Origin of the sequence: Natrinema caseinilyticum, assembly GCF_024227435.1 — an archaeon.
Classification (GTDB): Archaea; Halobacteriota; Halobacteria; order Halobacteriales; family Natrialbaceae; genus Natrinema; species Natrinema caseinilyticum.
On record NZ_CP100446.1, the window covers coordinates 624939 to 638618 of the forward strand.

At 60.8% G+C, this 13680-nt stretch carries 12 protein-coding genes and 1 pseudogene; 10 read left to right on the forward strand and 3 right to left on the reverse strand.

From position 1 onward, the window contains the following. Position 1: 1 nt before the first annotated feature. Positions 2–982 carry an LLM class flavin-dependent oxidoreductase gene (locus NJT13_RS22305; protein WP_254525724.1) on the reverse strand — a complete coding sequence of 327 codons (981 nt, stop codon included), beginning with the start codon at positions 980–982 and terminating at the stop codon, positions 2–4. Between the two features lie 175 nt (positions 983–1157). Here NJT13_RS22305 and NJT13_RS22310 point away from each other — a divergent pair, with 175 nt between their 5' ends. From NJT13_RS22310 to NJT13_RS22325, 4 genes are all read left to right on the forward strand, one after another. Further along, positions 1158–1586 carry a PaaI family thioesterase gene (locus tag NJT13_RS22310; protein ID WP_254525725.1) on the forward strand — a complete coding sequence of 143 codons (429 nt, stop codon included), beginning with the start codon at positions 1158–1160 and terminating at the stop codon, positions 1584–1586. A 736-nt stretch (positions 1587–2322) separates the two neighbouring features. Further along, on the forward strand, positions 2323–3987 hold the full coding sequence (locus tag NJT13_RS22315; RefSeq protein WP_254525726.1) for a class I adenylate-forming enzyme family protein: 1665 nt from the start codon (positions 2323–2325) through the stop codon (positions 3985–3987). A gap of 81 nt (positions 3988–4068) precedes the next feature. Continuing rightward, complete coding sequence (gene rdfA / locus NJT13_RS22320; protein ID WP_340681204.1) at positions 4069–4653, forward strand: rod-determining factor RdfA; 585 nt, start codon at positions 4069–4071, stop codon at positions 4651–4653. Between the two features lie 2 nt (positions 4654–4655). Beyond that, positions 4656–6509, forward strand: a complete 1854-nt coding sequence (locus tag NJT13_RS22325; protein ID WP_254525728.1) for an archaea-specific SMC-related protein — start codon at positions 4656–4658, stop codon at positions 6507–6509. A 92-nt stretch (positions 6510–6601) separates the two neighbouring features. Here NJT13_RS22325 and NJT13_RS22330 read toward each other — a convergent pair whose 3' ends face one another. Both NJT13_RS22330 and NJT13_RS22335 read right to left on the reverse strand, forming a co-directional pair. Beyond that, positions 6602–7087 carry an Lrp/AsnC family transcriptional regulator gene (locus tag NJT13_RS22330; RefSeq protein WP_254525729.1) on the reverse strand — a complete coding sequence of 162 codons (486 nt, stop codon included), beginning with the start codon at positions 7085–7087 and terminating at the stop codon, positions 6602–6604. 220 nt (positions 7088–7307) lie between these two features. Then, entirely contained in the window at positions 7308–8531 is a 1224-nt protein-coding gene (locus NJT13_RS22335) for an acyl-CoA dehydrogenase family protein (protein ID WP_254525730.1), read from the reverse strand. Between the two features lie 683 nt (positions 8532–9214). On the opposite strand from NJT13_RS22335, the gene NJT13_RS22340 reads away from it, so the two are divergent. The 6 genes and pseudogenes from NJT13_RS22340 to NJT13_RS22365 all read left to right on the forward strand — a co-directional run bounded on the left by NJT13_RS22340 (position 9215) and on the right by NJT13_RS22365 (position 13675). Beyond that, positions 9215–9685, forward strand: coding sequence for a MaoC/PaaZ C-terminal domain-containing protein (locus NJT13_RS22340; RefSeq protein WP_254525731.1), 471 nt, complete (start codon positions 9215–9217; stop codon positions 9683–9685). A gap of 163 nt (positions 9686–9848) precedes the next feature. Continuing rightward, positions 9849–10628 (forward strand): SDR family NAD(P)-dependent oxidoreductase, encoded by a 780-nt coding sequence (locus tag NJT13_RS22345; RefSeq protein WP_254525732.1) that lies wholly within the window; start codon positions 9849–9851, stop codon positions 10626–10628. Between the two features lie 675 nt (positions 10629–11303). Then, complete coding sequence (locus NJT13_RS22350) at positions 11304–11429, forward strand: AMP-binding protein (RefSeq protein WP_254525733.1); 126 nt, start codon at positions 11304–11306, stop codon at positions 11427–11429. Continuing rightward, the gene (locus NJT13_RS22355) at positions 11408–11905 is read left to right on the forward strand and encodes an AMP-binding protein (protein ID WP_254525734.1); all 498 of its coding nucleotides are present in this window, start codon (positions 11408–11410) and stop codon (positions 11903–11905) included. The genes NJT13_RS22350 and NJT13_RS22355 overlap by 22 nt, the downstream gene beginning before the upstream one ends. A 327-nt stretch (positions 11906–12232) precedes the next feature. Continuing rightward, positions 12233–12382: pseudogene (locus NJT13_RS22360) on the forward strand (hypothetical protein); the annotation flags it as partial. Between the two features lie 126 nt (positions 12383–12508). Next, a complete protein-coding gene (locus tag NJT13_RS22365) occupies positions 12509–13675 on the forward strand; it encodes a CaiB/BaiF CoA transferase family protein (RefSeq protein ID WP_254525735.1) in 1167 nt (388 codons plus the stop codon). Positions 13676–13680 lie beyond the last annotated feature (5 nt).

Sequence of the window (13680 nt, forward strand, 5' to 3'; positions counted from 1 at the left end):
CTCAGTACCGCGACGGTGCCAACTCCCCGATGGTCCGTTCGACGATCCTATCGTCCGCGTTGCTCGGGATGGTCACCATAGGACGGCTGATGCAGTCGATCTGAGCGATGTCCTGAAACTGTTCGCGTGCTTGCTCGGGTGTTCCCGCGACACCCAGTGCGTCAACCATCTCGTGGGTAACGTTTCCGGCGGCAGCCGCACGGTCGCCGTCACGCCAGGCTTCGGCGACGGCCGTAGCGCCTTCGGGGAACCGCTGTGCGACCGCCTGTTCGTACCCCCGTCCGTTGCCAACGTAATACGCGACGTGGCCCCGGACGGTGTCCCTAGCTTCGTCAGGGTCGTCGCTGACGGCTGCGGGAACATATGGTGCGACGTCGATCGTCACGTCGCGTCCCGCTTCGTCCATCTGCTCAACGATATACTCGAACTCGTCGTCGAGATCGGGGAACGGAATGTTGTGGGGTATCCAGCCGTCGCACAGTCGGGCGACGACGCGCCGGTTTGCCTTCCCGAGCGCCGCGTGGTAGATCGGAACGTCGACGTTCAGCGACTGGAAGTCCCGGACGTCGAAGATTTCGCCCTCGTATTCGACGCGTCCATCGCCCTCGAGGAACGCCTTGGTGAGTTCAATGGTCTCGTGGGCTCGCCGGACCGGGTTCGGATCGTTCCACTCCATTCCGTGCAGATCCTCGACGGCTTTTCGCGTCGACGTGCCGACGCCGAGCCGGAAGCGGCCGTCGGAGACGCGGGCCAAGGACGCGGCGGTCATCGCCAAGACGGCGGGCGTCCGCGAGAAGACGTTGACGATCGCCGTGCCGATGTCGACGGTGTCGGTGTGGTTCGCGATGTCGGTCAGTTCGACGACGGAACTCGACCCCCAGAGTTCCCCGAGCCAGAGCCCGTCGTATCCGAGTTTCTCGGCACGAACTGCGAGGTCGGTGTTCGATTCCCTCGACTGCGGTAGCAGTAGATCTGTTTGCATAGCGCGTAGCACACCGTCGAACGTGAAAAATCAGTCGGTCTAACGAACGGTTCAGTAACGGTACATGGCGCCGTACTCACTGATAGCGAAGAGCGGTCTCGTTCGCTCGTATTTCGGGTCAGAGTCGGTGCTCGCGAACCGAACATTTTTTCCTTCGACGTGGAGGACGCGTCCGATGGATCCATCTACGCTCACAGACTCGAATCCGTTCGCCCAATACCTCGGCATCGAACTGGTTGAGGCGGAGGACGGTCGCGCCGAAGCGCAGCTACCGTTTCGCGATGCGCTCTCCTCGAGCGCGCACACTGAGATCGTACATGGCGACGCCACCTACGCGCTAGCGGATCATACAGGCGGCATGGCAATCATCTCTGCCGTCGAAAAGGTCTGTCCGACGGTCGACATGCGCATCGATTACCTCGCACCCGCCCAGAGTGATCTCCAGGCGACTGCGACCGTCGTCCGACGCGGCGGGCAGGTCGCGCCGGTCGATATCGAGGTCCGCGATGCGGACAGTACTCACGTCGCGACCGCCCGCGGTGTCTATAAGTCGGCCGCCCGTCATCCGGGGGAGAGAGCGAACCCGACGACAACCCCTGGCTGAGCGGCCGCGGAAATGACAGCAACTGAGGCATTTCGAGGCCCTCATAGGCACCGATCGCGGCCATCACCGTTCTCCTTCCACGACCGCATGCAATCTCGAGACATATGGAACCAAATTAGAATTTAAACTATTATATTATCATGAAATCGACGATAGAATCAGACAACTACTCACGGTCAGACTCGCGGTATTTCATCCAATAAGTGCAGAACAGCGTCTCAGGCATGAAGAACATGTCAGGATTGTAACTCAAATATAAATACATGCACCGTTCATTGTGAGTTTTATGTCTAACGACGTCCACGAAACCGTCTGAGACGTGCGGCGAGATTAAAGGCCGTTCTGTCGTCCGTCTGCGTCGACCGCTTATACTAATGCAGTAGCAGTCTCCGACGTGGCGGTCCGCGATCTAATCCTGCACAAGCAGTACGAACAGTCCGTATCTGTCAGACCGTGATCATTCGAATAGAAGAGTTCGGACGGATGCCCGACCGGAAATCGATCGTCACGGCGTGGAGACAACTTTTCCGGTGCTTGATGAATCAGTGGGCTGCCGCAGCGTCCTCGAGCGAAAATTCGCTGCCGACGGCCACCTCGAAGCCGCCGTTCGAAAACCCTTGGTCAGGTCGGAGACGGCAGTCGCGATCCAAGACGGATTGCACGCGACGGCCTGCCTCCTCGGCAGCGTGCTATCAGCGGGCGAAACTTCTATCACGGTATGTGTTGGTCACACCCAATGTCCATGAAACTATACGGTCTGGAGCAGACAGCACGGTACGAGGAAGCAGGCGTCTGGAGCGACGAGACGCTACTCGAGCGGTTCGCGGACACCGTCGATCGGTATCCCGACCGAACGGCCGTCGTCGACCCGCCGAACACGCCGGAGTTGGTCGACCGGGAACCCGAGCGATTGACGTACGCAGAGTTCGTCGAGGCCGTCGAGGCCGTCGCGACGTCGCTTCGCGAGCGCGGCATCGGGAAGGACGACTTCGTCGTGGCGCAGTTGCCGAACACGTGGGAGTTGGCCATGTTGTATCTGGCGGTCGCTCGAGCGGGCGCCGTCCTGTCGCCCATGCCGATCCAGTGGCGACGACACGAACTCGAACACGTGGTAGACGTGACGGAGGCCATCGCGTACGTCGGACCCCGGGAATTCAACGGATTCGACCACGTCGAGATGGCAACGGCGTTCGCCGACGAGTCGGCGATTCTCGACGACGTCATCTCGTTCGCGGACGTTCGCGAATTCACGACCGCCGACGCGGATACCGCGGCGCTCGTCGACGTCGAAGTCGGTGCCAACGAGGTGTTTAATCTCCAATGGACGTCGGGGACGACCGCCGATCCCAAGGCGTGCCCGATGACACACAACAACTGGCAGTCGAACCCGACGCCGCTACTGTGCGATATGAACGAGGGCGACGTGGTCCTCTGTGCGGCGCCGTTGGTCAACATGACCGCGCTCGGCGTCAATTACGTGCCGTGGCTGCTGACTCGCGGCACGCTCGTGCTCCATCACCCCATCGACCTCGGGCTAATGGTCGAACAGATGCAGGACGAGGGCGTCACGTTCACTATTCTGGTGCCGACGATGCTGAACCAGTTGCTCAAGCACCCCGACGTGGACGAGTTCGACCTGAGCGACGTCGAGACGATCACGACCGGTTCGGCCGCCCCGTCCGAGTGGGCGATGCAAGAGTTCAACGAGCAGTGGGGAATCGAGATCATCAACATCTGGGGCCAGAACGAGGGAACGTCCGCCATCAGCGGCCCGAAGACGACGCCCCTGGAGCGGCGCGCGACGGACTTTCCCCGGTTCGCCGAAGACGTCGACTGGGGCATCGACGACCCGCGAATCGATACCGTCGACATCCGTATCGTCAACCCCGAGAACGGCGAGGAAGTGACCGTGCCGGGCGAGGTCGGTGAAGTCGCGTTCAAGGGCCCAGGGCTCATGGCCGGCTATTACAACCAGCCCGAGCTCACGGCGGACGCGTTCGACGACGACGGCTACTTCTACACCGGTGATCTGTTCCAAGTCGAGGAGGACGGTTACATGAGCTTCTTCGATCGCAAGAAAGACGTGATCATCCGAGGTGGGTTCACCATCAGTGCGAAGGAAGTCGAGAACATCGTCATCGAGCATCCGAAGGTCGCCGACGCCGCCGTCGTCGGCGAACCACACGAAGACCTGGGCGAGCGGGTAGCGGTCTTCGCAGCGCCGAAGCCGGGCGAGGACCTCCGACTCCAGGACATCACGGAGTATATGGGCGACGACGTCGCCGTCTACAAGCGTCCCGAGCGACTGGAGATCGTCGAGGAGATCCCCCGGAATCCGGTCGGCAAAGTCGTCAAGACGGATCTCCGAGAACGAGTCCAGAGTCCCGACTCGAGAGACTGAAGACGCCAACCGCGATCAGTCGCGTTTCTACGTCTTGCTCGAATCGAGATTTTTATTTGTACCCGGGCGTAGCTACGACTAATGAGCGAATACGGGTGTAAAGTATGCCGAATATTAGACGAATATGGTATGAAGAGATATGAGGAGCAATTGCTCGAACAGTGGCAGGCGGACCCGCCCCAACGGAAGGGGTATCGACAACTCGCCGAGTGGTTCAACACGCTTATGCTGCGCCGCGAAATGGACCGCGCGGGCCTCTCGACGCTGGGAGACGAGGCCGAATCGAAGTACGAACGGCTCCGTGCGGACGAGACGATCGCAGAGGAAGTTGCGACGGAACTGGCCAACGCCGGAGTCCCGATCGATCGACTACGGAACGACTTCGTGTCCTATGGCGTGATCCGGACCCACCTGAAAGAGTGTCTGGACTCCGACGTCGAACTCTCGAGCGGCGAGTGGGAACAGGACGCGATCGAAATCGCCCGGGATCACGCCGGTTCGAAGATTTCGGAGGCCGTCCGATCGCTCACGAATAAAGGTCAATTGACCGCCAGCGGTGATATCGCCGTGTCCGTCACCGCGGAACTCGAATGCGAAAACTGTCACGCCCGCGTCCCCGCAGACCGAGCGATCCGTCGCGGCTACGTTTGTCGTTGTGAGGAATAACAATGTCTGATCGAACGCTTCACCTCGAACTCGAAAACATCGGTGGCATCGAACGGGAAGAGATCTCGATTACCGAGGGGGCTACCTTCATCCAGGGGCCCAACGCGGCGAACAAGAGTTCGCTGCTCAAGGGCCTCCTCTTCGCCCTCGGCGCCAGGACGGTTCCGATCCGAAGCGGAGCCGACGAGGCGCGTGCAACGCTCTCAGTCGGCGACCGGCGCGTCGAACGCGTCGCCCGCCGGACCGACGCCGGCGTCGAGACGAGCGGCGAGGCCTGGATCAGCGATTCCGACGACGTCACCCTCCTCGAGCGGTTCGCGGCGTTACTGGAGACGAACTCCCTCAGAAGCGCCGTCGCACGCAACGAAGACGTCGAGACGTTACTGAAAGAACCGATGGACATCGAAGCGCTTGAGGAGAAACGCTCGGCGAAGATGCGCCGAAAACGAGAGTTCACCGCCGACGTGGAATCGGCCGGCGACGTCGACGAGCGCCTCGGAGACCGCGAACGCGAACTCGCGGAAAAGCGCGACCGACTCGACGAACTCGAGACGACCCTCGAGGAACTCTACGACGAGCAGGACGCGAGTAGCACCGATGATGACGATGGCCTTCAGGAACTCCGCGACGAGCGAGCCGACCTCCGTTCGGACGAAACCGATCACGAGGCACAGATCGAGCAGTTGGAAAGCGCTATCGACCGGCTCGAGGAGCGGAAAACCGAGATCGAATCCGACATCGAATCGACGCGGGAGACCGTCGAATCGAACGACCTCGAGCGCCTTGAGCGCGAACGCGAGAGCGTCCGGTCCGAACTCGACGACGTAACGCGACGGCTCGACGTCTTGCAGTCGGTCCTGACCGCGAACCGGGAGATGCTCGATTCCGAGTTCACCGGCGCGCTCGGCCACGACACCGGGCTGATGGGCGACGAGGTGACCTGCTGGGCCTGCGGTCGCTCCGCCCCCCTCGAGGAGTTCGACGAGACGGTCGACGAACTGACGGAGCTCGTCAAAGATGACAAACGACGAAAGCGGGAGCGCGAACCGGAGATCGAGGAACTCACCGAGCAAATCGAGGAGGTCAGGCGGTCGGAAACGGAACTACAGGAACTCGAATCGGAGATGCGAGACGTCGAGCAGAAGCTGGCGAGTCGGCGTGACTCGCTCGACGACCGGCAGAGCCAGCTCCGGACCGTTCGCGACCGACTCGACGAACTCGACGACGGGATCGCCCAGCGGGCGGCCGATCAGCGCTCCGAGCAGTCGGCGCTCACCGAGGAGATCGAGGAGACGCGCGTCGAAATCCAGACGCTCCGGCGGGAGATCGAGCGGCTCGAAGGCACGTGTGAATCGCTTCGAGAGACGCAGGGGGAAATCGAACGAAAACGCGACGAGATCGAGGAGTTGACGGACGAGATCACGGCGCTGACCGATCGGATCGAAAACCTCGAGAGCGAACTCCGAGAGGTGTTCAACGGGACGATGGACGAACTATTGGACGCGCTCGAGTTCGAGCGGATCGAGCGCGTGTGGCTCGACGGCGAGTTTGAGCTCGTGATCGCCCGGGAAGTCGACGGACGGACCCAGCAGGACTCCCTCGACCACCTCGCCGAGAGCGAGCGGGAGATGGTCGGGCTCGTGCTCGCGCTGGCCGGTTTCGTCACGTACGACGTCGCTGACATCACGCCGGTGCTGGTCCTGGACTCGCTGGGCGCGTTCGACGCGGAACGGACGCGGAGGTTGGTCGACCACTTCGCCGACGAAACCGACTATCTGGTTGCGACGGCTCATCCGGAATCCGCCGTCGACGCGACGTTCGACACGATCACGTTCGAACCGCCCGTTCAGGGATAGTCAGACACCACAACTATTTTAAGTTTAACTGACCAGAACATAGCTAGCGTTTTCCTCACTGAAACCGCTGAAAGCCGCGTTCATAGAACTACTCAATAAACAGGGAGGTAATTTCTTATGTTTACGGCGCGGTCGGTTTCGATGAAGTGATCCATCTCTGCCACCGGATCGATCCCCCTGACCTGAACGAGTAAGTCGTCTATTTCGACGTTCGATTTCGCGGTGGCGATCGCGTACAGATCGACGGTACCGAAGCCCTCCGCGACGAACCAGAAGTCCATGTCCGACATCGCGTCGAAGACGTCCTGTTTCGCCCCGGGTTCGTCGGCAGTTCGAACCGTCACGAGGATGATCTCCCAGCTGTTTCGCTCCGGACGAGGCAGGAAGAAGCTCGTCATGTTTTCGAGCAGCGACGTCACCCGTCGGCGAACGCCCTCGCTGCTCATGTCGATGTCGTGTTCGGCGAGTTCGTCCGCGATATCCGCGTACGGGCTCCGCGGGTCGTTCGCCAGTATCTCGAGGATACGTCGATCGATTTCGTCCAGTTCGAGAAGGTCGTCGCAGGAGCCGTCTGACATGCCCGAGTGATTCGACTACAACCTCTTAAACTCTCGCGGTGGACCGGGGTCGGCGGACAGCGGTTCCCTCGTCGGGAAAGCCGTTCGAATACGGCCGAAGCAGTTTCATCGTTTCGGTAACACCGTCGACTCGGCCCTGCGCGAGAGCGAAACGACGATTGCGCCCCGGATATCGTTCTCGATTACGACAGGTACTCACTGAATCCCGTGATAGTCGACCTCACTTGAGGAGACCGTTCTGCTTGGCGATCGTATTGAGTTGGAGTTCGTCGGTCCCTTCGACGATGCGGAGGAGCCGCGCGTAGTTGAGGTGGTCCATGAAGCCGTACTCTTCGCTGAGTCCGTTTCCACCGTGGATCTGAACGGCAGCGTCCGCGGCGTTCCAGTACGTCTGCGTCGCGAGCCACTTGAAGATCGACGTGTCTTCGACGACCGAGCGGTCCCGATCCATCGCCCATGCACAGCGGAGTCCGGCTGAATCGGCCGCGTAGTGGTTCGCCTGACCGCGAGCGACTTTCGAGGAGATCTGCTGGAAGTTCCCGATGGGCTGGCCGAAGGCATCGCGCTCCTGCGCGTACTCGGCCGCTCGATCCAACACGTAGCCCGCGAGCCCGACGGCCTGTGCGCCGAGTTCTAGCCGGCCGAGCGAGAGGAAGTCCATCGCAGCGTAGAAGGCGTCGCCGACCTCGCCCAGAACGCGATCGTTCGGGAGACGGACGTCGTCGAAGCGGAGTTCCGCCTGCTGACCGAGCTGTGCCGGCGTGTTGTTGATCGAGCCGAGTTCCCACTCGTCTTCCTCGACGATGAAGCAGGTGATCCCGCCGTAGCGCCCGGCTTCGTCCGGCGGCGACGTCCGTGCGAAGACCTGTGCGAAGTCGGCGTACGGCGCGTTCGTGATCCACTGCTTCTGTCCGTTGAGTATCCACTCGTCGCCGTCCCGCTCGGCCGACGTCTGCATCGCGGGCGAATCCGAGCCCGCCGTCGGCTCCGTCTGTGCGAACGCCGTCGACTGCTCGCCGCGGACGACGGGTTCGACGTACTCGTCGCGCTGGTCCTCGTCCGCGAGCAGCAACAGCGGCTTCGGCCCTTCCGGACCCGCCAGCACGTGCTCGTTCAGTCCGCGACCCCTGGAGAAGACGTGCGTGATCGCGCGGTACCACGTCACCATCGACACGTCGGATCCGCCGACGTCTTCGGGCATGTTCATCGCGTAGAAGCCCGCGTCGGCCGACTTCTTCCGAACCGTCTCGATGAGATTGAGGTACTCGTCCGTGAGCCGTCCGTCGTTTTCGTGACCGAGCCTGGGATTCGTGAGGAGGGCTTCGTGTTCGTCCTCGAGCGGTTCGATCTCCTGTTCGGTGAACTGATCGAGGCTCTCGAGGATCAGTTCGGTTTCGTCGTCCATTTCGAAAGAGACGCTGCTCTCGGTGTGAGATGCACACATTGTGGTATGTAACGAGCGTACTGTAGAAGTGAAATAGCTTCGGGTCACTAGTATTAGATTGAGGGACGGACGCAGACTCGACGAGAGAGAGAGCGATCACGACGATATGTTGAAGTGATAACGGCGCCGGAAAATCGGAAGTCCGTCCTCACCGCTGTAGTTTCAGACACGTGGGTTGGACAGTGAGAATTGATAGGAAAGAGGCGAAAACATGTCTAGCCGGTTCATCAACGGAGCGAGCCGTGATAGCGAGGTCTATCCGTGGATTACGTGCTAGCCGGTCGCCACCGACGTGTTTCTGTTATCTTCTACGGCGTGCTTCCGGCGACTATGGACCCTCTATCGTACGTGCATACTTCGCAACACGATGATCGGTGAATACCACCATACGGAAAATTTCTATAACACCCTTCGTTCGTTATTATATTCTGCTACCCAGATAGTGTTATATGTTACCAAATCAACGGCCTGAATACGGCGAAATGATCTGATTTGTAATGCAGAAGCAGGCGAAAAAGGCGGTCAGAAGGCGATTGGGGCCGATTCGACAGTGGATTCCGTCCATGACCACAACATACTTTACATTAAATCGATAGGTTCGAGACCATTGAGCTAGTCCCTGGTCGATTAACGTACGCTGGGCGGCCAAAACACATATACGTTCCCTCGCCGACCGCTTCGGCATGGCTGTCGATGGAGCGAAATTCTTCGGCGATTTCGAGGAAGGCGAATCAGTGACGACGGCGACGCGGACGATGACGGAAGCGGATCTCGTCAACTTTTGTTCGCTCACCGGAGACTGGAACCAGCTCCACTCGAGCGAACCATTCGCCCGCGAGTCCCACATGGAACGGCGCGTCTTCGCTGCGCCGCAGGTTTTCTCCTACGCGATCGGTCTCGTCGGCCGGACGAATATCTTCGAAGGGACGGTCAAGGCAATCCTCGGGTTTGACGGCTTTACCTTTCACGTACCCGTCCATCCGGGCGACACCATTCACGTCGTCGCGACCGTCGCAGAGAAGGCAGAATCGGGATCGCAGTTCGCGGACAACGCGGGGCGAATCACGATGACCTACGACATCCGGAATACGGACGACGAGACGGTCGGTATCGGCGACCTCGATCTACTGGTGTTCAAGAAACCGGACGAGTGAAAGCGAGTCGCAGAGGGGTGACGAGCGTAGCGGCGGACGGCGACCGTCCCGTGGTGTCGCCTGATCCGAGCGGCGTTCACCTGAAAATTTAAATATTATTTTCCAGTTCTATGGAGTGGATGAGCGTATTAGGACCAACAGTACGACCGGGGATACGTGATCTATGACGACCGAACAGTTCAGCGTCGCTCGGAAGACTGTGATCGTAACGGGATCATCCCAGGGTATTGGCCGGACGATCGCACGCCAGTTCGCGGCCGACGGTGCGAACGTCGTCGTGACGTCGCGGGATGAATCGAAAGTCGAAACGATCGCCGCCGAGATCGCCGACGAGACGACCGACGGGGAGGCGATCGCCGTCGAGTGCGATGTGACCAACCGTGATGAAGTGGACGCGCTAGTCGAGGCGACTGTCGAGGCGTTCGGAACCGTCGACGTCCTGATCAACAACGCGGGCGCGAGTTTCATGGCGGACTTCGACGAAATATCCGAAAACGGGTGGAGGACAATCGTCGACATCAACCTCCACGGAACGTTTCATTGCACCCAGGCGGTCGGACCGGTGATGCGGGAGAACGGTGGCGGCGTCGTGATCAACGTTTCGAGCACCGCCGGCCAGAAGGGATCGCCCCGAATGACCCACTACAGCGCCGCGAAAGCGGGCGTGATAACGTTAACGTCAACTCTAGCGTACGAGTGGGCGGAGGATGATATACGCGTCAACTGCATCGCCCCCGGGTTCGTAGCCACGCCCGGTGTCGCGTCCCAGATGGGCGTGGACGTCGACGACGTCGATCGGGACTCGGTCAGCAGGCGAATGGGGACACCCGAAGAGATAGCGGACCTCGCACAGTTCCTCGCGAGTCCGGCCTCCTCGTACCTCGTCGGGGAAACCGTCACGGCGAAGGGCGTCCCGAGGATCGAAGAGACCCATGAGGTTTAGCCGACCGTCTTGAGCGCGGGGTTGCGACCGCCGCGACCGGAGATCAATGGCGGAATCGTTCTTGTTTCCGCCGCCGGTCGTGGTCGACGGGATAGTTGTGGTACTCCTTCCGCATAGTGGTAGTTTTGCCAAAGGATAAGATAGCAATCGCCGTTAGGTAGGACTATGATGGGCGTTCAGTTCACCTTCGATCGGCTACTCGGTCGGGCGATTGACCTCTTCCCGGATCGAAATATTGTCAGCAAAATGCCCAACGGTAGCGTCCACCGGTACACGTACGCGGATGCTGCAGCTCGGATCAGCCGGCTCGCACACGCCCTCAACGATCATCGGCGTCGAGTGGTGCGAACGGATCGCCGTCAGTGCCGTTAACCACTACCGACACTTCGAACTGAACTTCGCTCCGAGCTGTACCAGACGAAGTATCCACATGTGTAATATGCGGCTTCCCGACGAGCACTTCCAGTTCATCATCAACGACGCGGTGGACAAAGTCCTGTTCGTCGACCCGCGTCTCATCGAGAAGGTTGAGGCCATCGCGGATCAGCTGGGACCGTCGAACAGGTCGTCGTGTTGGACGACGAAGTCCCGGAGACGGACCTCGAAACGGTGCTCTTACCAGGAGTTGCTCGGCGGACAGCCCAAAACCTACGACTGGCTCAAGCTTAACGAGGAATGTGCTACACGTCCGGGACGACAGGTAAACCGAAAGGCATCGCCTACTCACATCGGGCGGTGTACCTCCACAGCATGATGGTCGGTCACACCGATGCCCACCAGTGTCGAGCGACAACGTGGTGATGCCGGTCGTCCCGATATTCCATGCGAACGGGTGGGGCTTCTCGTACGCGGCGACGTTTGTCGGCGCCAAACAGGTGTTCCCGAGCGTCCACACGGACCCGAAAGACATCGCGGAACCGATCATCGCCGAGGACGTCACGACCTCGGCGGCCGTGCCGACGATCTGGCTCGAGATGGCGAACTACCTCAACGAGCATCCCGGGATGGACATCGCCAACATCGATCGCCTACTCGTCTGCGGCAGCGCGCCGCTGGAATCGTTGATCCGCAAGTACGACCAGGAGTGTGACGCGCCCATCCTCCAGGGCAGGGGTATGACGGAGACGACACCTGCTGGAACTATCAGTCAGCCCTGTGCGGAACTCGAAAATGCGATGCGAACGTTCGGTACGAGTATCAGGCGAAAGCTGGACTGCCAGTTCCCGGCATTCAACCCCGAATTCGGAATGAAGAGAGTGAGAGAAAGTGCCGCGTGACGGCGAGTAGATGGGCGAAGTGGAAGTCTGCGGACCGTGGGTCCTCGACTAGTACCACGACCGTCCCGAGGAGACCGCCGCCTCGTTCACCGACGATGGGTAGTTCAAGACCGGCGATATCGCCACGCAGGACGAGCTGGGATACGTTGACATCGTCAACCGGAAGAAAGACGTCATCAAGAGTAGCGGGAAGTGGATCTCATCGGTCGAACTTGAGAACGAGCTGATGAGCCACGAGGCGGTGATCGAGGCGACCGTGATCGCAGTCCCCACGAGAAATGGCAGGAACGACCCCTAGCTTGCGTCGTCACCGCCGACGAGTTCCGAGACCACCTCGGCGAGCGGTTCCCGAAGTGGTGGCTCCCGGACGCGATCGGGTTCGCCGGCGAAATTCCTCGTACGAGTACCGGCAAATTCGACAAGATGGAGCTTCGAGAGCGATTCGACGAGACCGTTCTCGAGGAAGCCCAGCGGTAGCGCCACCGTGCCGCCCGTAGGTTACCGACCGCGGTCGGAATCGCTCCTCTCACCGGGTTCGTGACGGCCGCCCTGATTCGCCCGGCGGGTGGGTGGGTTTAAGCCGCTGGCCGTGAGACTCGGGGTATGGAACTCGACGGCATCAGGATCGTCGATCTGACACGGTTACTTCCAGGCCCGTACGCCACCCAACTGCTCGCGGACATGGGGGCCGAGGTGATCAAAGTTGAGGACCCAAACGTCGGAGACTACGCGCGGTTCACCGAACCGATGGCACCCAACGACGTCGGGGCTGTCTTCTCGGCCGTCAACCGCGGTAAGAAGAGCGTGACGATCGACCTCAAGGACGACGCCGGGCTTGAGGCCTTCTACGAACTGATCGCGGACGCCGACGCCGTGATCGAGCAGTTCCGACCCGGCGTCGCCGAGCGACTCGAGGTGGGATACGAGTCCGTCCGCGAACACAACCCCGACGTCGTCTACTGTTCGCTCTCTGGGTACGGGCAGGACGGTCCCTACCGGAACCGAGTCGGCCACGACCTCAACTACGCGAGCGTAGCGGGGCTCGTCGACATGACCCGCGAGGACGAGGACGAGAAACCCGCGATCCCCGGCTACCCGATCGGCGACATGGCAGGCGGTACGTTCGCGGCCCTCAGCGTCGTGAGTTCTCTGCTGAGTCGGGCGCTGGGGAACGAGGCCGGGAACTACGTCGACGTCTCCATGACGGAGGCCGTACTCTCGTTCTCCCAAGCGGTTGCGCCGCTCGCCCTGTACGGCGGCGATCCACGCCCTGGCGAAACTGAACTGACCGGGACGTATCCCTGCTACGACGTCTACAGGACCGCGGATGATCGGTTCGTCTCGATCGCCGCGCTCGAGCCAAAATTCTGGGAGATCCTGTGTACCGAACTCGACCGGGAGGAGTTGATCGAAAATCACCGCGCGGAGGACGAAGCGACGCGGGCCGCGGTCCGGGAGACGCTCGCCGAGACCTTTCGCTCGAAGACCCAGTCGGAGTGGGAAGACGAACTCGGCGAGACAGACGCGATGTTCGCGCCGGTACGGACTCCACGCGAGGCCGTGAATGACCCCCAGATCCGGAGTCGGGAGATCGTAACGGACGCCGACGGACCGATGCCGCGGATTGGGTTCCCCGCCGCGTCGCGCCACGGACTCGCCGGGAGCGGGGACGACGTCCCGGAAATGGGCGAACACACCGCGGAGGTACTCGAGGCAGTCGGCGTCGACGAAGACGCGATCGACGAGTTGCGGGCGCGGGACGTCGTGTAAGGACT